Below are 21,185 nucleotides of genomic sequence, written 5' to 3'. Positions count from 1 at the left end.
GAGTTATGCACGCATGCGGGTGATGCGGATCACCCCGGTCAGGGCGCGCAGTTTCTTGATCACGCGGGCCAGGTGCACACGGTCGTGGACGCTGACCACCAGTTGGACGACGCTGATGCGGCCATCGCGTTCGTCCATGCTGATTTTCTCGATATTGCCGTCGGCCGCGTTGACGCTGCTGGCCAGCAGGGCGATCAGGCCGCGTTGGTGTTCCAGCTCGACGCGCAGTTCGACGTTGAATTCGCCGGTGACATCCTTGGCCCACGAGAGCTGGATGCATTTTTCCGGGTTGTGGCGGATTTCGCTGATGTTGCGGCAGTTGTCCAGGTGCACGACCATGCCTTTGCCCGCCGACAGGTGACCGACAATCGGGTCGCCCGGGATTGGCGTGCAGCATTTGGCGTAACTGAGGACCAGGCCTTCGGTGCCGCGAATCGCCAGCGGGCCTTCCGGGCTTGGCAATTGCTCGCCTTCGCCGAGCAGGCGGCGTGCCACGACATAGGCCATGCGGTTGCCCAGGCCGATGTCTTCCAGCAAGTCTTCGATCAGTTCGAGGCGGTATTCGGTGAGCATCGCCTTCACGCGTTCGGCCGGGATCTGTTCAAGCGCGCTGTCGAAGCCGTTGAGCACCTTGTTCAGCAGGCGTTCGCCGAGGCTGATGGATTCGGAGCGGCGTTGCAGTTTCAGCGCATGGCGGATGTGAGTCCGCGCCTTGCCGGTGACCACGAAGTTGAGCCACGCCGGGTTCGGCCGCGCGCCAGGGGCGCTGACGATCTCGACCGTGGAGCCGCTTTGTAGCGGTTCGGACAGCGGCGCGAGACGACGGTTGATCCGGCAGGCGATGCAGCTGTTGCCGACGTCGGTGTGTACCGCGTAGGCAAAGTCGACCGCCGTGGAGCCTTTCGGCAGCTCCATGATCCGGCCTTTGGGCGTGAACACGTAGACCTCGTCCGGGAACAGGTCGATCTTCACGCTCTCGATGAATTCCAGTGAGTTGCCGGCACGTTGCTGCATTTCCAGCACGCCCTTGACCCACTGACGGGCGCGGGCATGGGTGCCTTTCGGCTGCTCGTCGCCACTGGATTTGTACAGCCAATGGGCGGCGATGCCGTTGTTGGCCATCTCTTCCATTTCACGGGTGCGGATCTGGATCTCGATCGGTACACCGTGCATGCCGAACAGCGTGGTGTGCAGCGACTGATAGCCGTTGGCCTTGGGGATCGCGATGTAATCCTTGAAGCGCCCCGGCAACGGTTTGTACAAATTATGAACAGCACCCAGCACGCGGTAGCAGGTGTCGACCTTGTCGACGATGATCCGGAACGCGTAAACGTCCATGATCTCGTTGAAGGCCCGACGCTTGCCGCGCATTTTCTTGTAGATGCCGTAGAGGTGTTTCTGGCGACCGCTGACTTCACCCTGAATGCCGTCGATGGCGAGGCAATGGCCAAGGGACTCTTCGATCTTGTTGACGATTTCCTTGCGGTTGCCCCGGGCACGTTTGACGGCCTGGTAGATCCGCGCGGAACGCATCGGGTGCATGGCCTTGAAGCCGAGGTCTTCGAACTCGATGCGGATTGCGTGCATGCCCAGCCGGTTGGCGATGGGTGCGTAGATCTCGAGGGTTTCCTTGGCGATGCGCCGGCGCTTTTCGCCGGACAGCACTTCCAGCGTGCGCATGTTGTGCAGGCGGTCGGCGAGCTTGACCAGGATCACGCGAATGTCGCGTGCCATGGCCATGGCCATTTTCTGGAAGTTTTCAGCCTGGGCTTCGGCCTTGGTCTCGAAGTTCATCTGGGTCAGTTTGCTGACCCCGTCGACCAGTTCGGCCACGGTTTCACCGAACTGCGCTTGCAGCGCCTCTTTGGCGATACCGGTGTCTTCGATCACGTCATGCAGCATCGCGGCCATCAGGCTCTGATGGTCCATGTGCATGTCGGCAAGAATATTTGCCACGGCAAGGGGATGCGTGACGTACGCCTCACCACTGCGGCGGCGTTGGCCGTCGTGGGCTTGTTCGGCGTAGAAATACGCTCGGCGGACCAGGTTGACCTGGTCGTTGCCGAGGTAGGTCGATAAGCGATCGGCGAGGGCGTCTATGCTCGGCATGATGTCTCCTGCCGTAGGCTGTGATCCCGCGCCGTGCTACGTCGACCAGGCATAGGCTTAGACGGCCTCGTTGGACTCGTCCTCGAACGCAGCGAAGACCGGGTCTTCGTGGACGATTTCCTGCTCGGCGATGAACTCGTAGCTCATCAGGCCTTCAGCGATTTCACGCAGCGCAACTACGGTCGGTTTGTCGTTTTCCCACTGTACCAGGGGCTCTTTGCCGCCGGTGGCCAGTTGACGGGCACGCTTGGTAGAGAGCATGACCAGCTCAAAGCGGTTTTCCACGTGTTCTAGGCAGTCTTCAACGGTTACGCGGGCCATGGTATTCCTCGGAGCGAATGCAATATGCGCGCTGCCCGGTTGGGCGAGCGGACTCAACAGTTTAAAAAATCACCAGCGATTAGGGAAGCGCTGATTTTTTGACCAGACTCTTCAACGCGCTGCAAGCACCAATGTAAAGCCCTTGCAGCGGTTTTGGGAAGTGCTGTTTCAGCCCAGCAATTCAGCCAGCAATTTGCCGAAACGCACTTGTTGGCGTTTCTGTTGCAGCTGATTGGCGCGGAAAATCGCTTTCAGATCGTCCAGCGCGTGGGCGAAATCGTCGTTGATGATCAGGTAGTCGTACTCGACGTAGTGGCTCATCTCGCTGACGGCTTCGCGCATCCGGCCGTCGATGATCTCGTCGCTGTCTTGGCCACGGTTGGTCAGGCGCTGGTGCAGGGCCTGCAGCGATGGCGGCAGAATGAAAATCGAGCGCGCCTGTGGCATCAGCTTGCGCACTTGCTCGGCGCCTTGCCAGTCGATTTCCAGAATCAGGTCGTGGCCTTCATCCAGAGTCTGTTGCAGGCGGCTTTGCGAGGTGCCGTAGAAGTTGCCGAAGACTTCGGCGCGTTCGAGGAAATCGCCGTGCTCGCCCATCTTCACGAACTCTTCGCGGGTCACGAAGTGATAGTTCACGCCGTCCACTTCGCCCGGGCGCATGGCACGGGTGGTGTGGGAAATCGAGACGCGGATTTCTTCGTTGGCGTCGGTCAGGGCCTTGACCAGACTGCTCTTGCCCGCGCCCGAAGGGGCGGAAATGATGTACAGGGTGCCGGTGCTGTGGGTCATGTCGGGGTAGCCTTACTCAATATTCTGCACTTGTTCGCGCATCTGCTCGATCAACACCTTGAGGTTGACCGCCGCCTGGGTGCTGCGCGGGTCGAAGGCCTTGGAGCCCAGTGTGTTGGCTTCGCGGTTGAGTTCCTGCATCAGGAAGTCCAGGCGCCGCCCGGCGGCACCGCCGGATTTCAGCACCCGGCGAACTTCGATGATGTGGGTGCTCAGGCGATCCAGTTCTTCGGCCACGTCGCTCTTTTGCGCGAGCATGACCATTTCCTGTTCCAGGCGCTGCGGGTCCATCTCGGCCTTCATGTCGGCGAAGCGGTCGAGGACTTTCTGGCGCTGGGTGGCGAGCATCTGCGGAACCAGTTCGCGCAGGGTCACCACATCTTCCTCGATGGAGGTCAGGCGATCGTTGATCAGGCGGGCCAGCTCCGCGCCTTCGCGCTCGCGACCGGCCTTGAGGTCTTTCAGGCCTTGATTGAACAGGGCCAGCGCCTCGGCGTTCAACGCCTGCGGGTCGGTGGCGTCGGCGACCAGTACGCCCGGCCAGGCCAGCACTTCCAGCGGGTTGAGCGCGGCCGGGTTCTTGATCAGGCCGGCGACGGTTTCGGCAGCGGCGACCAGTTGCGCGGCGCGCTCGCGATCCACTTGCAGCGGCTTGCCGGTGCTTTCCTCGGTGAAGCGCAGGGTGCATTCCAGTTTGCCGCGCGACAGGCCCTGACGCAGGGCTTCGCGGACGGCGCCTTCGAGGTCGCGGAACGACTCCGGCAAGCGCAGATGGGGTTCCAGGTAGCGGCTGTTGACCGAGCGCAGCTCCCAGCTCAGGGTGCCCTGAACGCCGGCTTTCTCGACGCGGGCGAAGGCGGTCATGCTGTGCACCATGGCGGTGACCTCGCGATACAGATCGGCGCGGATTTGAAGCTCCGCAGCTCGATATCAATGAATTTAAGCCGACTGGCAGCAAAGGCGCAGGATTGTAGCGCAGTGCGGCAGATGCGCCCAAACACACGGTGTGACAAAGGGCTGCAGGCCGTCGGCGAAGTGCGTTTCAGGGCCCTTGATCGACGGCCGGAATTTTTAAGCAGTGCCCAGGCGCGGTGCGCAGCTCTATAATGCTCCGCAGTTTTCCGTCCCCAGTACAGGTATCTCCTATGAAACGTCCAAGTGGTCGCGCTGCCGATCAGCTCCGCTCGATCCGCATTACCCGCAACTACACCAAGCACGCCGAAGGATCGGTACTGGTCGAATTCGGTGATACCAAAGTCATCTGCACCGTCAGCGTCGAAAACGGCGTACCACGTTTCCTGAAAGGTCAGGGCCAGGGCTGGCTGACCGCCGAGTACGGCATGTTGCCGCGCGCCACCGGCGAGCGTAACCAGCGTGAAGCGAGCCGTGGCAAGCAGGGCGGCCGTACTCTGGAAATCCAGCGCCTGATCGGTCGTTCCCTGCGCGCCGCGCTGGACATGTCCAAGCTGGGCGACGTCACCCTGTACGTCGACTGCGACGTGATCCAGGCTGACGGCGGCACCCGTACCGCGTCGATCACCGGCGCTATGGTTGCGCTGGTCGATGCCTTGAAAGTCATCAAGAAGCGCGGCGGCCTGAAGGGCGGCGATCCGCTCAAGCAAATGATCGGTGCTGTCTCCGTGGGTATGTACCAGGGCGAGCCGGTGCTGGATCTGGACTATCTTGAAGATTCCGCCGCCGAGACCGACCTCAACGTGGTAATGACCAGCACCGGTGGTTTCATCGAAGTGCAGGGCACTGCCGAAGGCGCGCCGTTCCAGCCTGAAGAGCTGAACGCGATGCTGGAACTGGCCAAGAAAGGCATGAACGAGATCTTCGAACTGCAAACGGCCGCACTGGCCGACTGAGCAGATTCGTAACCCGCAAGGAGGGCGCGATGAGTGATGAGCAAGAGTTACTGCCCAGGCCGAGCCAGGAGGTTCGCCAATGGGCGATGTTCTGTCACTTGTCCGGCTTGCTGGGGATCTGGTTTCCATTTGGCAGTTTGATCGGGCCGCTGATCCTCTGGCAGATGAAGCGTGAGAAGGACTCGTTTATTGATGCGCAGGGTAAGGAAGCACTGAATTTTCAGATCACGATGACCATTGCTACGCTCATTAGCGTGGGGCTGACGGTAGTGCTTATTGGGTATCTGCTGATTATCCCTGTGGTCATTTGCTCGTTTGTGCTGCCGATTATTGCCGGGGTGAAGGCTAATAACGGGTTTCCTTACCGCTATCCGTTCACTTGGCGATTGGTCAAATAACGATCAACTCGAGTCCCCTGCATAAAAGCAAAAATCAGCGCCCACAAAAAAGCCGACAGCGATGTCGGCTTTTTTGCATCCACGAATCGCCGCTTAGATGGTCAGCGTCCAGTCGTAGTCGACGATCAGCGGTGCGTGCTGCGAGAACCGTGGCTGACGTGGCAGGCGTGCGCTGCGCACGAAGCGCCGCAGGCCCGGGGTCAGGATCTGGTAGTCGAAGCGCCAGCCCAGATTCAGCATCTCGGCCTGTTCGTTGTCCGGCCACCAGCTGTACTGGTCGCCTTCGCGGCTGACTTCGCGCAGGGCATCGACGTAGCCCATGTTGCCGACAATCTCGTCCATCCAGGCACGTTCCGGCGCCAGGAAGCCCGGGGATTGCTGGCTGTCGCGCCAGTTCTTGATGTCGAGCTTCTGCTGCGCGACGTACAGCGAGCCACAATAAATGTACTCGCGACGTTTGCGCCGCTGTTTGTCCAGGTACTTGCCGAAGTCGTCCATGAGCTTGAACTTCTGGTTCAAGTCCTCATCGCCGTTCATTCCCGAAGGAAGCAGCAAGGTGGCAATACTGACTTTGTCGAAATCTGCTTGCAGGTAGCGCCCGTAGCGGTCGGCCGTCTCGAAACCGAGACCGCTGATGACAGCCTTCGGTTGCAACCGCGAGTACAAAGCCACGCCACCTTGGGCGGGAACTTCTGCGTCGCAGGCATAAAGGAAGTAGCCATCCAGTTGGAAGGCTGGGTCGTCCAGTTCAAAGGCGGAGGCACGGGTGTCCTGCAGGCAGATGACGTCGGCATTCTGTGCCTGCAGCCAACTGAGCAAACCTCGCTCGACTGCAGCCTGAATACCATTGACGTTCACACTGATGATCCGCATAAATGGCCCCAAAAATCGCGTGCGTGTATGATACACGGCGTCAAGCTAATTAGCTAAATCCGTGGTATTTGGGGTTTTTTTCATGCAAGCGTATCAGCGCGATTTCATTCGTTTTGCCATCGATCGCGGCGTTTTGCGCTTCGGTGAGTTCACCCTGAAGTCCGGGCGCACCAGTCCTTACTTCTTCAATGCCGGCCTGTTCAACTCGGGTTCCGCGCTGGCGCAGCTGGGTCGTTTCTACGCCGCAGCCATCGCCGAGAGCGGTATTCCGTTCGACGTGCTGTTCGGCCCGGCCTACAAAGGCATCCCGCTGGCGGCAACCACCGCCGTGGCGTTGGCCGAGCACCATAACCGTGACCTGCCTTGGTGCTTCAACCGCAAGGAAGCCAAGGCCCACGGCGAGGGTGGCAGCCTGGTCGGCGCACCGCTGACCGGCGACGTGCTGATCATCGACGACGTGATCACCGCCGGCACCGCGATCCGTGAAGTGATGCAGATCATCGCTTCCCAGGACGGCGCCAAGGCCGCTGGCGTGCTGATCGCCCTGAACCGTCAGGAGCGCGGCAACGGCGAGCTGTCGGCGATTCAGGAAGTCGAACGTGATTTCGGCATCCCGGTCATCAGCATCGTGTCGCTGAACCAGGTGCTGGAATTCCTGGCTGACGACCCGCAGCTCAAGCAGCACCTGCCAGCCGTTGAAGCCTATCGCGCCCAGTTCGGCGTCTGATCGCTTCTTCCGGGTAAAAAAAGACCCCGCTCAGTCAGGCTGAGCGGGGTCTTTTTGTTTGCGCTACGGCTTACGGACGCTTGCGATTGCTGATCAGCGTGCCCACACCGGTGTCGGTGAAGATTTCCAGCAGGATTGCGTTCGGTACGCGGCCGTCGATGATCAGCGAGCTGCCCACGCCGCCCTGAACCGCTTCCAATGCGCAGCGGATCTTCGGCAGCATGCCGCCGTAGATGGTGCCGTCGGCGATCAGATCATCGACCTGCTGGGTGCTCAGGCCGGTCAGCACGGTGCCCGACTTGTCCATCAGGCCGGCGATGTTGGTCAGCAGCATCAGCTTCTCGGCTTTCAGCGCTTCGGCGACTTTACCGGCCACCAGGTCAGCGTTGATGTTGTACGACTCGCCGTTCTCACCCACGCCGATCGGCGCGATCACCGGGATGAAGTTGCCTTTGACCAGCAGGTTCAGCAGTTCGGTGTTGATCCCGACCACTTCGCCCACCTGACCGATGTCGATGATTTCCGGTTGGGTCATCTCCGGGGTCTGGCGGGTGACGGTGAGCTTTTTCGCACGAATCAGCCCCGCGTCTTTACCGGTCAGGCCGATGGCGCTGCCGCCGTGACGGTTGATCAGGTTGACGATGCTTTTGTTGACCTGGCCGCCGAGGACCATTTCCACCACGTCCATGGTCGCCGCGTCGGTCACGCGCATGCCGTCGACGAAGTGGCTTTCGATCGACAGGCGCTTGAGCAGATCACCGATCTGCGGGCCGCCGCCGTGAACCACGACCGGGTTGATGCCCACGGCTTTCATCAAGACGATGTCGCGGGCGAAGCCGGTTTTCAGCTCCTCGCTTTCCATCGCGTTGCCGCCGTATTTGATCACCAGGGTCTTGCCGACATAACGTCGGATGTAAGGCAGCGCTTCGGACAGGACCTGGGCGGTGTGGGCGGCGGCTTCGCGTTCGAGGGTCATTCAGGGCTCCGGGTGAATCAGAAATCAGAACGGTAGTTGGAGATCAGGTGCAACGCGTTTCAGTTGGGCATGGAACACAGCCTGGATGCGCTGCAATTCAGCCTCGTCATCGGCCTCGAAGCGCAGCACCAGCACCGGTGTGGTGTTGGAGGCGCGCACCAGGCCCCAGCCTTTGGCGTAATCGACCCGCACGCCGTCAATGGTGGTCAGGTCGGCGCCTGGGCCCCACTGTGCATCGTGCAGTGCATCAATGATGCTGAATTTGCTCTCTTCGGTCACATGGATATTGATTTCCGGCGTGGAAATATCGTTCGGGAAGGTCGCGAACAGCGTTTCCGCGTCGGATTTTTCCTTGCTGAGGATCTCCAGCAGCCGTGCGGCGCTGTAGATGCCGTCGTCGAAACCGAACCAGCGTTCCTTGAAGAAGATGTGCCCGCTCATTTCGCCGGCCAACAGCGCGCCGGATTGTTTCATTTTCTTTTTGATCAACGAGTGACCGGTTTTCCACATTAGCGACTCGCCGCCGTATTCCTTGATCAGCGGGATCAGGCGACGGGTGCATTTGACGTCAAAGATGATTTCCGCGCCCGGGTTGCGGGCCAGTACGTCGCGGGCAAACAGCATCAGCAGACGGTCCGGGAAGACGATGGTGCCGGTGTTGGTCACCACGCCGACGCGGTCGCCGTCACCGTCGAAGGCCAGGCCGATATCGGCCTTGGTTTCTTTGACCTTGGCGATCAGGTCGACAAGGTTTTCAGGCTTGCCCGGGTCCGGGTGGTGGTTCGGGAAGTTGCCGTCGACTTCGCAGAACAGCGGGATGACTTCGCAGTTCAGCGCTTCGATCAGTTGCGGGGCGATCACGCCGGCTGCGCCGTTACCGCAGTCGACCACGACTTTCAGGCGTCGGGCCAGTTTGATGTCCTGGACGATTTCGGTGGTGTAACGGTCGAGGATTTCGACCTGGGTCACGCTACCCGTGCCGCTGCTCAGGTTGCCGGTCTTGATACGCTCGTGCAGAACCTGGATCTGTTCGTTGGCGAGGGTGTCGCCGGCGATCACTATCTTGAAGCCGTTGTAGTTCGACGGGTTGTGGCTGCCGGTGAGCATCACGCCGGATTTGCCGGCCAGCACGTTGGCGGCGTAGTACAGCGCCGGGGTCGGCACCAGGCCAACGTCGCTGACGTGGCAGCCGCTTTCGGCGATGCCACGGATCAGCTCGGCAACCAGTTCTGGGCCGGACAGGCGGCCATCACGGCCGACGGACACGTTCGGTTCACCTTGGGCCAGGCTCTGGGAGCCAATGGCGCGACCGATCCAGTAGGCGGTTTCGGCATTGAGGAATTCCGGCACGGTGCCGCGAATGTCATAGGCGCGGAAGATGCTGTCGGGAAGCTTCGGGGCGACTTGGGCGGGGGTGCTCATCTGCGGAAATGCTCCATCTCGAAAGTGGCGGGACACACCGTCGAATCATCTCGGCGGCAGGCTCAAACTGAAGGGTATGACGGCGGTTTTCACAGAGAGTTCGTGGTGTGAAAGGGCCATGACGCCTTGTGCGGCGTGGCTTCGGCCTGCCAATGCCTTGATTTTCGGCGCTAAACCTTGCAGATGACAATTTGAAATTCGTGGCGAGGAAAACGCCCTCGCCACGACGATTGTCTAGCCGATCACTTGGTGCCGGAATGACCGAAGCCGCCGGCGCCGCGCTCGGTTTCGACGAACTCTTCAACCATTTCGAAATGCGCCTGTACCACCGGTACCAGCACCAGTTGCGCCAGACGCTCGCCGACCGGCATGGTGAATTCGCTCTGGCCACGGTTCCAGCAGGAGACCATCAGCGGCCCCTGGTAATCGGAGTCGATCAGACCGACCAGATTGCCCAGCACGATGCCGTGCTTATGACCCATGCCCGAGCGCGGCAGGATCAGCGCGGCGAGGTTCGGGTCGCCGATGTACACCGACAGACCGGTAGGGATCAGCACGGTTTCACCCGGTTTGATCACGATGTCCTCTTGCAGCATGGCGCGCAGGTCGAGGCCGGCGGAGCCCGGTGTGGCGTATTGCGGCAGCGGAAATTCGGTGCCGATGCGTGGGTCGAGGATCTTGGCTTGCAAAGCGTGCATGTAAATTAAACCTGGTTCAGACGTTCGGCGATAAAAGTGACCAGTTGGCGAGCGATCTTGCTCTTGCTGGTCTGGGCGAAAACCGTGGCGTGCAGCGCACGGTCGATGACGCTGCAGGCGTTTTCTTCGCTGTTGAAACCGATGCTCGGGTTGGCGACGTCGTTGGCGACGATCAGATCGAGATTCTTGTCCTTCAGCTTGCGTGCAGCGTAGTCGAGCAGGTGTTCGGTCTCGGCGGCGAAGCCGACACTGAACGGACGGTCGGGACGGGTCGCGATGGTGGCCAGGATGTCCGGGTTGCGCACCATTTGCAGGACGAAGCCGTCGCCGCTCGTAGGGTCTTTCTTCAATTTTTGCGGGGCGACGACTTCCGGACGGTAGTCCGCAACCGCTGCCGAGGCGATGAAAATGTCGCAAGGGATCGCGGCTTCGCACGCGGCGAGCATGTCGCGGGCGCTGACCACGTCGATGCGGGTGACACGATCCGGCGTCGGCAGGTGCACCGGGCCGCTGATCAGGGTCACGCGGGCGCCGGCTTCCACTGCCGCTTCAGCCAGGGCGAAGCCCATTTTGCCGGAGCTGTGGTTGGTGATGTAGCGCACCGGGTCGATGTTTTCCTGGGTCGGGCCGGCGGTAATCACCACGTGCTTGCCGGTCAGTGCCTGACGCTGGAAGCAGTCCGCCGCGAGCTGGGCCAGGTCGGTGGCTTCCATCATGCGGCCCATGCCGACGTCGCCGCAGGCCTGGCTGCCGGAGGCCGGGCCGAAGGTCTTCAGGCCACGGCTTTCAAGGAGTTGCAGGTTGGCCTGGGTCGCCGGGTCGCGCCACATGGCCTGGTTCATGGCTGGGGCGACAGCGACGATGGCGTCGGTGGCCAGCACCAGCGTGGTCAGCAGGTCGTTGGCGATGCCTTGGGCTAGACGGGCCAGCAGGTCGGCGGTGGCCGGGGCGATCAGCACCAGATCGGCCCATTTGGCCAGTTCGATGTGGCCCATCGCCGCTTCGGCGGCCGGGTCGAGCAAATCCAGGTGAACCGGGTGGCCGGACAGGGCCTGCATGGTCAGCGGGGTGATGAATTCGCTGCCGCCCCGGGTCATGACCACGCGCACTTCGGCGCCCTGGTCGATCAGGCGGCGCACAAGGTCGGCGCTCTTGTAGGCAGCAATGCCGCCGCCGACGCCCAGAACGATGCGTTTCCGATACAGCCGCTGCATAGGTCTGCCTTTCATTTCGTTGGTGACATGCGTGGCGAAACCCCCTCCCCAGGGTGAATTCGCCCGCAAAAAAGATGGGCTACGATATCACAGCGACCGCTACGGAACAGCGGCGCCCACAGACAAGGAATGTGTATGAGTATTCGCGATTGGCCGGCGGCGGAAAGGCCGCGGGAGAAGCTGTTGGAACAGGGCGCGGGAAGTCTTTCCGATGCCGAATTGCTGGCGATTTTTCTACGCACCGGTGTATCCGGCAAAAGTGCGGTGGATGTAGCGAGGCATCTTTTGGGTCAGTTCGGCAGCTTGCGTGCTTTGCTTGAGGCCGATCTCGCAGCGTTCAGTGAGCAATTGGGCCTGGGCCCGGCGAAGTTCGCCCAGTTGCAAGCCGTGCTGGAAATGGGCCGGCGACACTTGGCCGAGCGCATGCGCCAAAAAACGGCGCTTGAAAACCCCCAGGTCGTCCGTGATTACCTCAAAGCCATGCTGCGTCATGAGCCGCATGAAGTATTTGGCTGCCTGTTTCTGGACTCCAAACATCAGGTGCTGACTTTCGAGGCGCTGTTTCGCGGCTCGATCGACAATACCGCCGTGCATCCCCGGGAAGTGGTGAAACGTTCCTTGGCCAACAACGCGGCAGCAGTGATCCTGTGCCACAACCATCCGTCGGGAAACAGCGATCCCAGTCAGGCTGATCGTTTGCTGACCAAGCGTTTGCAGAAGGCTTTGGAGCTGATCGATGTGCGGGTGCTCGACCACTTCATCGTCGGAGACGGCGAGCCGTTGTCGATGGCGGAGTGTGGCTGGATGTAGATCCGAAGGGAGAATACAAAACCCTGTGGGAGCTGCGGTGCGACGATTCGACTTGCCAGCGATGACGGCGGCACATTCAGCACAATGTTGTCTGTCAGTCCGCTATCGCTGGCAAGTCGAATCGTCGCACCGCAGCTCCCACAGGTTTTGTGTTGTGGCGGGTTATTTGAGGGTGACCTTGGAATAGTCCTGCCGTCCGAACGGGCTCACCGAATAACCCTGCACGTCTTTACGCGTCAGCGCATACGCGGTCGGATGCGCCAGCGGCAGCCACAACGCCTGCTGCTGAATCTGCGCCTGCGCCTGTTCGTAGAGCTTGGTGCGTACACCTTGTTCGCTGGTGGTCTTGCCGGCGCTGATCAGCTTGTCCAGATCGGCGTTGCAGTAGCGGGCGAAGTTGGTGCCGGACTTCACCGCCGCGCAGGAAAACTGCGGCGTGAGGAAGTTGTCCGGGTCGCCGTTGTCACCGGCCCAGCCCATGAACAGCAAGTCATGCTCGCCAGCCTTGGCGCGACGGATCAGTTCGCCCCATTCGATCACGCGGATTTCTGCCTGAATGCCGATTTCCGCCAGATCCGACTGTAGCAGTTGTGCGCCGAGGCTCGGGTTCGGGTTGAGCAGGCTGCCGGACGGGCGCGTCCAGATGGTGGTCTGGAAACCGTCCTTCAGCCCGGCCTTGGCCAGCAATGCCTTGGCTTTTTCCACATCGTGCGGGTAGCCCGGCAGGTTCTTCGCGTAGCTCCAGGTGTTCGGCGGATACGGGCCGTTGGCAGCTTCGGCGGTGTCTTCGAACACAGCTTTCAGGTAGTTGGCCTTGTCGAAGGCGAGGTTGATCGCCTGACGCACTTCCGGCTTGTCCAGTGGCGGATGCTGGCTGTTGATGCCAACGAAAGCGGTCATGAACGCGTCAGTCTTTTCGACTTTCAGCGTCGGTTCTTCTTTCGCGGCCTGTACGTCCAATGGTTTTGGCGACAGGGCGATCTGGCACTCGTTACGCCGCAGCTTTTGCAGGCGCACGTTGGCGTCCGGGGTGATGGCGAAGATCAACGGATCCACCGCCGGTTTGCCGCCGAAGTAGTCCGGGTTGGCTTTGTAGCGGATCGACGCGTCTTTCTGGAATCGGGTGAACACGAATGGGCCGGTGCCGACCGGTTGACTGTTGAGCTTGTCGGTGGCGCCGGCCTTCAGCAGTTTGTCGGCGTATTCGGCGGAATAGATCGAGGCGAAACCCATGCTCAGAGTGGCCAGGAATGTGGAGTCTGGATGATCAAGAGTGAAGCGCACGGTCAGCGGATCGAGTGCGTCGATCTTCTTGATCAGGCTCGGCAACTGCATCGACTGGGCGTGTGGAAAGCCGCTCTGGGCGACCTTGTGCCACGGGTTGGCCGGGTCGAGCATGCGGTCGAAGCTGAATTTGACGTCTTCGGCGGTCAGATCGCGGGTCGGCTTGAAGTAGTCGGTGGTGTGAAACTTCACCTGCGGGTGCAGCCTGAACACATAGCTCAGGCCGTCGGTGCTGACTTCCCAGCTATCGGCCAGGCTCGGGACCACCTTGCCGCTGGTGGTGTCGAAATCCACCAGACGATTCATCAGCACATCGGCCGAGGCGTTGGTGGTGGTCAGCGAGTTGTATTGCACCACGTCGAACCCTTCGGGGCTGGCCTCGGTGCACACGCTCAGGGCGGCGGCTTGGGCCAGAGGGCTCAGCAATAACGGGGCGAGCAGCAGGGGGAGGGCAGCGAGGCGCATGGTCGGCTTCCTTTACAGATCGAAGGCCCATCTGCAAGTGCAGTCTGGAAAAGGCCTACCCTAGTGGTCGCGATTGCAAATGACTATCCCCTTTTTGCATTTTTCGGGGCTGTGCGGCTGAGGATTTGTCGGAAGTGGCGGCAGGAAAAGTCTCGAATGCGGGTATGATCGGTTTTCTTCGACGAATGGTAAAAATTGCCGCCAGCCTTTGCCCAAGCCGCTTGCGGGCTGGAAAAACGGCTTTTTAGCCATTCTTTGCACACGGAAAGTTGTTGCTCCGTGGTCTTTCTGGTATAAAGCAGCGCTCTTTTCTAGGGGCCCGGTTCCTTCGCTTGTAGGTGTAGCCGGTAAGACCTCTAAAGAATCGCGGCGCCTGGCGCCACAATGACTAGAGATTAAGCGGCCAACCCATGCCGGGTTGGGCATGTGGTTTTAGAGGGCTGAGGCATGTCTAGAGTATGTCAAGTTACCGGTAAGGGTCCGGTGACTGGGAACAACATTTCCCACGCAAACAACAAAACCCGTCGTCGTTTCCTGCCGAACCTGCAGCATCACCGCTTCTGGGTTGAAGAAGAGAAACGTTTCGTACGCCTGCGCGTTTCCGCCAAAGGCATGCGTATCATCGACAAGCGTGGCATCAGCGTTGTGCTGGCCGAGCTGCGTCGCGACGGCAAGGTTTAAGGGAGCTAATCATGCGTGAATTGATTCGTTTGATCTCGAGCGCCGGTACTGGTCACTTCTACACTACCGACAAGAACAAGCGTACTACCCCGGACAAAATCGAGATCAAGAAATATGATCCGGTTGTTCGCAAGCACGTGATCTACAAGGAAGGCAAAATCAAGTAATTGATTTTTCCTGACTTACGAAAAAGGCCCGTATCTCACGATACGGGCCTTTTTTGTTGCCTGAAAAACGGTTTCAAGCGCTGGCAGGGCGCTCAGCCAAAGTAGATCGAGATGATCCTCTCATCGGCGTTGACATTAAGGTTGATGCGTTCGGCGCGCGAGTCGTAGGTCGCCACATAATTGCCCCATGGGCGTGTAGGACGGCCGGTGGTCTGTTCGACTTGCTGACGCAGTTCTTCGGAGTAGGTCGAGCCGATGACCGAGTTGATCAACTCGAGCACCTGGGCGTCGGTGTAAGTCGTGATATTGGGCATGCGGCATTCCTTGCGGCGAAATGGAGATCGAGGCACCTCGTGAGTCGAGATGCTGATCCATAGTCTGCCGTTAAGGTCTGCCGGATGCGGTAGATAGTTATGCCGTCTCAGGCTTTTTGTTCGAAGATCACATAGACCTTGCGGCACGCTTCCAGCACTTCCCAGGTGCCACGGAAGCCGGCCGGAATCACGAAGCGGTCACCGACGCGCAGGGTCTTGGCGTTGCCTTCGCTGTCACGCAGCACCGAAACGCCCTGAAGGATTTCGCAGTATTCGTGTTCGGTGTAATTCACCGTCCACTGACCCACCGCACCTTCCCACACGCCGACGCCCATCTGCCCACAGGGGCTGTCGTACTGGTTGAACACCGCTTGTTCGGGATCGCCCTTGAGGACTTTGGCCGGGTCCGGGCGATAGCGTTCGGCCTGGTCCATGGTCAGGCTGATGTCGACGACGTTCTGGATGTTCATTGTTGTTTTCTCCCGTGATGACGGCGCGGTGGCTTGAAGGGGCCAAAGTCTATGTTGATTAAATTGAACGCCGCAAGGCTGTATAACCGCCTTATGTCAAATATATTGAAACAACCCCGGCCGCTGGTTTAGGGTGGCGGGTGCCTTGGGCCGAAAACAGGCTGGCCGGGCAGAATTCCTGAGGACGCCGGCGAAGATCGCGCGGCGCTCGTATTCAACAAGAGGAGGACACTCGAATGACCACCCTGACTCGTGCCGACTGGGAACAACGCGCCCGCGACCTGAAGATCGAAGGCCGCGCCTACCTTAATGGCGAGTATACCGATGCTGTCTCCGGCGAGACCTTCGAGTGCATCAGCCCGGTCGATGGCCGTCTGCTGGGCAAGATTGCCAGCTGTGACGCCGCCGACGCCCAGCGCGCCGTGGAAAACGCCCGCGCCACCTTCAATTCCGGCGTCTGGTCGCGTCTGGCGCCGACCAAACGCAAAGCCACCATGATCCGTTTCGCCGGCCTGCTGAAGCAGCACGCCGAAGAACTGGCCCTGCTCGAAACTCTCGACATGGGCAAGCCGATCAGCGATTCGCTGTACATCGACGTTCCGGGCGCCGCGCAAGCGCTGAGCTGGAGCGGTGAAGCGATCGACAAGATCTACGACGAAGTCGCTGCTACTCCGCACGATCAACTGGGTCTGGTAACCCGCGAGCCAGTGGGCGTGGTTGGCGCCATCGTGCCGTGGAACTTCCCGCTGATGATGGCCTGCTGGAAACTCGGCCCGGCGTTGTCGACCGGTAACTCGGTGATCCTCAAACCGTCGGAAAAATCCCCGCTGACCGCCATCCGTATCGCCGAACTGGCGGTCGAGGCCGGCATTCCAAAAGGCGTGCTGAACGTGCTGCCGGGTTATGGCCACACCGTCGGCAAGGCGCTGGCTCTGCATAACGATGTCGACACGCTGGTGTTCACCGGTTCGACCAAGATCGCCAAGCAACTGATGATCTACTCGGGCGAATCGAACATGAAACGCGTCTGGCTGGAAGCCGGTGGCAAGAGCCCGAACATCGTGTTTGCCGATGCACCGGATCTGCAAGCCGCTGCCGAATCTGCCGCCAGCGCCATTGCCTTCAACCAGGGCGAAGTCTGCACCGCCGGTTCCCGTCTGCTGGTCGAGCGTTCGATCAAAGACAAATTCCTGCCGATGGTGATCGAGGCGCTGAAAGCCTGGAAACCGGGCAATCCGCTGGACCCGGCCACCAACGTTGGCGCGCTGGTCGACACCCAGCAGATGAACACTGTGCTGTCTTACATCGAGTCGGGCCACACCGACGGTGCCAAACTGGTGGCCGGCGGCAAGCGCATCCTTCAGGAAACCGGTGGCACTTACGTCGAGCCAACGATTTTCGACGGCGTGAGCAACGCGATGAAGATTGCTCAGGAAGAGATCTTCGGCCCGGTGCTGTCGGTCATCGCCTTTGACACTGCCGAGGAAGCGATCAACATCGCCAACGACACGCCTTACGGCCTGGCGGCAGCGGTCTGGACTCAGGACATCTCCAAGGCGCACCTGACCGCCAAGGCACTGCGTGCCGGCAGCGTGTGGGTCAACCAGTACGACGGCGGCGACATGACCGCGCCGTTCGGCGGCTTCAAGCAGTCGGGCAACGGCCGCGACAAGTCGCTGCATGCGTTCGACAAATACACCGAGCTGAAGGCGACCTGGATCAAGCTGTAAACCGTTGAGGGAGCCTGCCGAGGCGGGCTCCCGAACGATACAAAGATCCCTGTGGGAGCGAGCTTGCTCGCGATAGCGGTGTATCCGTCAGCAAATCGGCTGAATGTGAAACCGTTTTCGCGAGCAAGCTCGCTCCCACAGTGTTTTGTGGTGCACATAACAATTATCCACAGGAGCGTGGACCATGCGTTGGGCGACGTATTTCGCCGTGTTGGCGTCTGTCTTGAGTGTTGGCTTGGCCCTCGGTGTCAGCATGCCGCTGGTGTCGTTGCGTCTGGAGGGCTGGGGTTATGGTTCGTTCGCCATCGGCGTGATGGCGGCGATGCCGGCCATTGGCGTGTTGCTGGGTGCGAAGGTTTCGAGTCATCTGGCGGCGCGCTTCGGCACGGCGAACCTGATGCGCCTGTGCCTGTGGGCCGGGGCATTGTCCATCGGTTTGCTGGCGCTGCTGCCGAGCTACCCGATCTGGCTGGTGCTGCGGTTAATGATCGGGGTGATCCTGACCATTGTCTTCATCCTCGGCGAGAGCTGGATCAATCAACTGGTGGTCGAGCAGTGGCGCGGACGATTGGTCGCTCTGTATGGCAGCAGTTATGCGTTGAGCCAACTGTCTGGTCCGTTGCTGCTGGGCGCGCTCGGCACCGAGCAGGATTATGGCTTCTGGGTCGGTGTCGCGCTGCTGATTGTCTCGCCGTTGTTGCTGCTGGGTCGCAGCGGGGCCCCGAGCAGCGAGGCGAGCAGCGTGACCTTCGGCGATTTGTGGGGCTTCAGTCGCGAATTGCCGGCCATTGCCTGGGCGGTGTCGCTGTTCGCCGCGTTCGAAGCGATGATTCTGACGCTGTTGCCGGTCTATTGCCTGCAACAGGGCTTCACGGCAGAAATCGCGCTGGCGATGGTCAGCACCGTGGTGGTGGGCGATGCGCTGCTGCAATTGCCGATCGGTGCGCTGGCCGACTACCTGTCGCGGCGGACCTTGTTCACCGGTTGCGCCGTGGTGCTGATGTTGTCGAGTCTGGCGATCCCGATGCTGATCGACACTCTGCTGATCTGGCCGCTGTGGGTGCTGTTCGGCGCCAGTGCCGGTGGCTTGTTCACCTTGTCGTTGATCCTGATCGGCGAGCGCTACCGTGACGACGCGCTGGTGCGAGCCAATGCGCATGTCGCGCAACTGTGGGGTGTCGGTTGCCTGATCGGGCCGTTGGCGGCGGGGGCGGGCAGTCAATGGATCAGCGGGCACGCGTTGCCGTGGTTCATGGCGGCCGGGGCGTTCGGGCTGGTGATTCTACTGTCGCGACAAGGGGCGTTCGGCAAGGTGCCGGAACCTGCCTGACGACTGGGTCGGAGCGGATGACTAAAGCATCCGCTCCAGCCCCACCGTGGTGCTGAACCACGCATTGAAGCGCCGCCACCAGCTGCCGGGCTCCTTGGTCAACGTGTGCATTTGGCCGTTGTCCTCGGTGACCCAAACGACTTTCCCGTCCTGCAACTTCGCTTCATAGCTCAGTGCCGGCGCCATGCCCTGCAAGGCCAGCTCACGAACATGGGTAGCCAGCTCGGGGCTGTCCACCAGCACACCGACTTCGGTGTTCCACAGCACCGAGCGCGGGTCGAAATTGAACGAGCCGATGAAGGATTTTTTCCCGTCGAAGATCATCGCCTTGCTGTGCAGGCTGGAATCCGAGCCGCGAAACGATTTGCTGTAAAACAGATGCGGGCCGCTGCCGAAGTTATCCCCAGGCTGGCGCCGCAGCTCAAACAACTTCACGCCATGTTCCAGCAATGCCTTGCGATACGGCGCGTAACCACCATGCACCGCCGGCACGTCGGTGGCTTCCAGCGAGTTGGTCAGCAGGCTCACCGACACGCCCGCATCGGCACGGCCGGTCAGGTAGACCAGCCCCGGCTGGCCCGGCACGAAGTAGGCGGAAATCATCATCAGCTCCTTGCTGACGCCTCGCAGCTCTGGTGCCAGTTGTGTGGTTAGCAGCAATTGCGGATCAGGCTCGCCGTCCGCCAGCACCTTGCTCGGCGCATCCCACAACGCCTGATTCCAGGCCCAGATCAGCTCCCGGCGCCAGATATCCATGCGCGGGTGGGTGGTGAAGGTCATCAGTTGCTGGTACAGCGCGTGATTCTGTTTGCGGGTTTCTTCGAGGGATTCTTCCAGGCGCGTGCGGGTGTTCTGCAGGTCTTTGGCCGATGGCTTGCTGGAGAGGAACTCGTCGATCGGTTTGCTCAGGGCGCTGTTCCAGTACTGGTCGAAACTGTGTCCGAGCTGTTCGGCGACCGGCCCGACGCTGAGCATGTCGATGTCGGTGAAGTTCAGGTTGGGCTCGGCATCGAAGTACTCGTCACCCAGATTGCGTCCGCCGACGATCGCGGCGCTGTTGTCCGCCAGCCACAGTTTGTTGTGCATCCGCCGGTGTTGCAGTGACAGGTTGAACAACCGCCCGGCCGCACGGGTCACGCCGGTGCTGCGCCCCAGGTTCAAGGGGTTGAACAGACGGATCTGGATATTCGGATGCGCCGCCAGCGTGGCGATGATCAGGTCGAGGCCGTCGCTGGTGGTGTCGTCCAACAGAATGCGCACCCGCACACCACGGTCGGCAGCCTTGAGCACTTCTTCCACCAGCATTCGCGTACTGATGCCGTCGTGGACGATGTAGTACTGCAAGTCGAGGCTGCTCTGAGCATTGCGGATCAACTCGGCACGGGCGGTGAACGCTTCGGTGCTGTTGGACAGCAGACGAAAGCCGGACTGGCCTTTGTACCGCGCCGCCTGGGCCTGGATAGAGCGGCCGAATGCCGATCCATTGGCTGGCAGGGCCTGGCTGGACTCTCTTGGAACATCAAGCGAGGCGCACCCGGCGAGCAGCAGGACGAGCAACATTGCAAATGGCAAAGACTGTCTGGAGCTCAAGTCGGGTCGTTCCAGGTGTGGGCGAGGTCAGGAGTATGGCATGACGTTCTCAACATCTGCTTACGTGGAAGTGTAGGACCCCGTCGCCTAGTTCCAGCTGCCTATTTATCCAGTTGCGATTTCGCTATTTAGGCGATGCCGTTTCCTACAGATTTATCTCTCATAAGCCGCAATCATCAGCCCGCTTACTTACATACCAAGTTTGTAGGGACTGAACTGTCAATCAAATGGAAGATTACGGCTTATGAAAAAGACATCCCGTCTTGCAGTGCTGGCGGCGGCGCTGCTGCCAACAATGGCGATGGCAGAAAGCGTTGACCTGAGTGTCATCGGCACCATTATCCCGACCTCCTGCATTCCGGCTTTCGCCGGTGGCGGCACGGTGGATCTGCGCAAGATTTCAGCGGCGACGTTGAATCCGACCACCCAAACCCTGTTGGCCGGTCGCGATGTGTCCCTGCACATCAATTGCGACGCACCAGCCCCTGTGGAAGTGTCAGTGCGCGACAACCGTGCAGGCACCAAGCTGCCCGGCATCAATGATGGTGCTGGCCAGAGTGATCCGGCACTGTTTTACGGTCTGGGCGAAATCAACGGTACGCGCATTGGTGGTTTCGCCTTGCGTCATGGCATTCCTGAGACCGACGGCAATGCCCAGACACTGTTGACCCGTACGCTGGCGGCCCCGGCATGGCGTGTGCCGACCAGTACGCTGGTCAGCAATGCGCCGCAGTTGTACTCGTGGGGCACCAGTGCCGCGACCGGCCCGGTTGCCGCCCGCCACCACGGTTTTCCGATGCACCTGCTGCCGATCATCGGCCCAAGCAACGCCCTGCCGATTGCCAACGAAATCCCGCTGGACGGCTCCGTGACATTTGACATGTTCTACCTCTGACGACGGCACCCCGGTGCCTCTCCGGCACCGGGACTGACTGGCGCACACGAGCGC

21 protein-coding genes and 1 pseudogene are annotated in these 21,185 nt (G+C 60.6%); 9 read left to right on the top strand and 13 right to left on the bottom strand.

Annotated elements, in window-relative coordinates; translation table 11 throughout:
* Positions 1 to 3 precede the first annotated feature (3 nt).
* The 4 genes from spoT to JJN09_RS19335 all read right to left on the bottom strand — a co-directional run bounded on the left by spoT (position 4) and on the right by JJN09_RS19335 (position 4,095).
* Complete coding sequence (spoT, locus tag JJN09_RS19350) at positions 4 to 2,109, bottom strand: bifunctional GTP diphosphokinase/guanosine-3',5'-bis pyrophosphate 3'-pyrophosphohydrolase (protein WP_007954439.1); 2,106 nt, start codon at positions 2,107 to 2,109, stop codon at positions 4 to 6.
* Between the two features lie 57 nt (positions 2,110 to 2,166).
* Positions 2,167 to 2,430: a DNA-directed RNA polymerase subunit omega gene (gene rpoZ, locus JJN09_RS19345; protein ID WP_003229503.1), complete on the bottom strand. Its 264-nt coding sequence runs from the start codon at positions 2,428 to 2,430 to the stop codon at positions 2,167 to 2,169.
* A 168-nt stretch (positions 2,431 to 2,598) separates the two neighbouring features.
* A complete protein-coding gene (gene gmk / locus JJN09_RS19340) occupies positions 2,599 to 3,219 on the bottom strand; it encodes a guanylate kinase (RefSeq protein WP_249483093.1) in 621 nt (206 codons plus the stop codon).
* A gap of 12 nt (positions 3,220 to 3,231) precedes the next feature.
* Complete coding sequence (locus tag JJN09_RS19335; RefSeq protein ID WP_007954440.1) at positions 3,232 to 4,095, bottom strand: YicC/YloC family endoribonuclease; 864 nt, start codon at positions 4,093 to 4,095, stop codon at positions 3,232 to 3,234.
* A 269-nt stretch (positions 4,096 to 4,364) separates the two neighbouring features.
* Between JJN09_RS19335 and rph the strand changes: the two genes are divergently transcribed.
* Both rph and JJN09_RS19325 read left to right on the top strand, forming a co-directional pair.
* Positions 4,365 to 5,087: a ribonuclease PH gene (gene rph / locus JJN09_RS19330; protein ID WP_085731379.1), complete on the top strand. Its 723-nt coding sequence runs from the start codon at positions 4,365 to 4,367 to the stop codon at positions 5,085 to 5,087.
* A gap of 29 nt (positions 5,088 to 5,116) precedes the next feature.
* Positions 5,117 to 5,485, top strand: coding sequence for a DUF4870 domain-containing protein (locus JJN09_RS19325; RefSeq protein ID WP_249483092.1), 369 nt, complete (start codon positions 5,117 to 5,119; stop codon positions 5,483 to 5,485).
* 93 nt (positions 5,486 to 5,578) lie between these two features.
* Here JJN09_RS19325 and JJN09_RS19320 read toward each other — a convergent pair whose 3' ends face one another.
* Positions 5,579 to 6,358: an exodeoxyribonuclease III gene (locus JJN09_RS19320; protein WP_007920349.1), complete on the bottom strand. Its 780-nt coding sequence runs from the start codon at positions 6,356 to 6,358 to the stop codon at positions 5,579 to 5,581.
* Positions 6,359 to 6,440: 82 nt separating this feature from the next.
* Between JJN09_RS19320 and pyrE the strand changes: the two genes are divergently transcribed.
* The gene (gene pyrE, locus JJN09_RS19315; RefSeq protein WP_011336558.1) at positions 6,441 to 7,085 is read left to right on the top strand and encodes an orotate phosphoribosyltransferase; all 645 of its coding nucleotides are present in this window, start codon (positions 6,441 to 6,443) and stop codon (positions 7,083 to 7,085) included.
* 70 nt (positions 7,086 to 7,155) lie between these two features.
* On the opposite strand, the gene argB is transcribed toward pyrE, so the two are convergent.
* The 4 genes and pseudogenes from argB to coaBC all read right to left on the bottom strand — a co-directional run bounded on the left by argB (position 7,156) and on the right by coaBC (position 11,395).
* Complete coding sequence (gene argB, locus JJN09_RS19310) at positions 7,156 to 8,061, bottom strand: acetylglutamate kinase (RefSeq protein WP_003229488.1); 906 nt, start codon at positions 8,059 to 8,061, stop codon at positions 7,156 to 7,158.
* A gap of 24 nt (positions 8,062 to 8,085) precedes the next feature.
* Positions 8,086 to 9,462: pseudogene (locus JJN09_RS19305) on the bottom strand (phosphomannomutase/phosphoglucomutase); the annotation flags it as partial.
* Positions 9,463 to 9,725: 263 nt separating this feature from the next.
* The gene (gene dut, locus JJN09_RS19300; protein WP_249483091.1) at positions 9,726 to 10,181 is read right to left on the bottom strand and encodes a dUTP diphosphatase; all 456 of its coding nucleotides are present in this window, start codon (positions 10,179 to 10,181) and stop codon (positions 9,726 to 9,728) included.
* Positions 10,182 to 10,186: 5 nt separating this feature from the next.
* Positions 10,187 to 11,395, bottom strand: a complete 1,209-nt coding sequence (coaBC, locus tag JJN09_RS19295) for a bifunctional phosphopantothenoylcysteine decarboxylase/phosphopantothenate--cysteine ligase CoaBC (RefSeq protein ID WP_085606127.1) — start codon at positions 11,393 to 11,395, stop codon at positions 10,187 to 10,189.
* 135 nt (positions 11,396 to 11,530) lie between these two features.
* Between coaBC and radC the strand changes: the two genes are divergently transcribed.
* Positions 11,531 to 12,205 carry a DNA repair protein RadC gene (radC, locus tag JJN09_RS19290; RefSeq protein WP_249483090.1) on the top strand — a complete coding sequence of 225 codons (675 nt, stop codon included), beginning with the start codon at positions 11,531 to 11,533 and terminating at the stop codon, positions 12,203 to 12,205.
* Between the two features lie 162 nt (positions 12,206 to 12,367).
* Here the strand turns inward: radC and JJN09_RS19285 are convergent, their stop codons facing one another.
* Positions 12,368 to 13,954, bottom strand: coding sequence for an ABC transporter substrate-binding protein (locus JJN09_RS19285; protein WP_249483089.1), 1,587 nt, complete (start codon positions 13,952 to 13,954; stop codon positions 12,368 to 12,370).
* A 447-nt stretch (positions 13,955 to 14,401) separates the two neighbouring features.
* Here JJN09_RS19285 and rpmB point away from each other — a divergent pair, with 447 nt between their 5' ends.
* Complete coding sequence (gene rpmB / locus JJN09_RS19280) at positions 14,402 to 14,635, top strand: 50S ribosomal protein L28 (protein WP_003177273.1); 234 nt, start codon at positions 14,402 to 14,404, stop codon at positions 14,633 to 14,635.
* Between the two features lie 11 nt (positions 14,636 to 14,646).
* Positions 14,647 to 14,802, top strand: coding sequence for a 50S ribosomal protein L33 (gene rpmG, locus JJN09_RS19275; protein ID WP_003177274.1), 156 nt, complete (start codon positions 14,647 to 14,649; stop codon positions 14,800 to 14,802).
* Positions 14,803 to 14,894: 92 nt separating this feature from the next.
* Here rpmG and JJN09_RS19270 read toward each other — a convergent pair whose 3' ends face one another.
* Positions 14,895 to 15,116: a hypothetical protein gene (locus JJN09_RS19270; RefSeq protein ID WP_249483088.1), complete on the bottom strand. Its 222-nt coding sequence runs from the start codon at positions 15,114 to 15,116 to the stop codon at positions 14,895 to 14,897.
* Positions 15,117 to 15,223: 107 nt separating this feature from the next.
* The gene (locus JJN09_RS19265) at positions 15,224 to 15,586 is read right to left on the bottom strand and encodes a cupin domain-containing protein (protein ID WP_169432451.1); all 363 of its coding nucleotides are present in this window, start codon (positions 15,584 to 15,586) and stop codon (positions 15,224 to 15,226) included.
* 236 nt (positions 15,587 to 15,822) lie between these two features.
* Between JJN09_RS19265 and JJN09_RS19260 the strand changes: the two genes are divergently transcribed.
* Together JJN09_RS19260 and JJN09_RS19255 are read left to right on the top strand one after the other, a co-directional pair.
* Positions 15,823 to 17,316, top strand: coding sequence for an aldehyde dehydrogenase (locus JJN09_RS19260; RefSeq protein WP_085708877.1), 1,494 nt, complete (start codon positions 15,823 to 15,825; stop codon positions 17,314 to 17,316).
* A gap of 184 nt (positions 17,317 to 17,500) precedes the next feature.
* Positions 17,501 to 18,646, top strand: coding sequence for an MFS transporter (locus JJN09_RS19255; protein WP_249483087.1), 1,146 nt, complete (start codon positions 17,501 to 17,503; stop codon positions 18,644 to 18,646).
* 21 nt (positions 18,647 to 18,667) lie between these two features.
* On the opposite strand, the gene JJN09_RS19250 is transcribed toward JJN09_RS19255, so the two are convergent.
* Positions 18,668 to 20,206 carry a phospholipase D family protein gene (locus JJN09_RS19250; RefSeq protein ID WP_249490828.1) on the bottom strand — a complete coding sequence of 513 codons (1,539 nt, stop codon included), beginning with the start codon at positions 20,204 to 20,206 and terminating at the stop codon, positions 18,668 to 18,670.
* A 274-nt stretch (positions 20,207 to 20,480) separates the two neighbouring features.
* Between JJN09_RS19250 and JJN09_RS19245 the strand changes: the two genes are divergently transcribed.
* Positions 20,481 to 21,131, top strand: a complete 651-nt coding sequence (locus tag JJN09_RS19245; protein WP_249483086.1) for a DUF1120 domain-containing protein — start codon at positions 20,481 to 20,483, stop codon at positions 21,129 to 21,131.
* Positions 21,132 to 21,185: the final 54 nt, after the last annotated feature.

This window comes from Pseudomonas sp. HS6, from assembly GCF_023375815.1.
In the GTDB taxonomy this organism is placed as follows: Bacteria; Pseudomonadota; Gammaproteobacteria; order Pseudomonadales; family Pseudomonadaceae; genus Aquipseudomonas.
The sequence above is the reverse complement of the archived record's forward strand: the minus strand, read 5'-3'. Positions and strand labels throughout refer to the sequence as shown.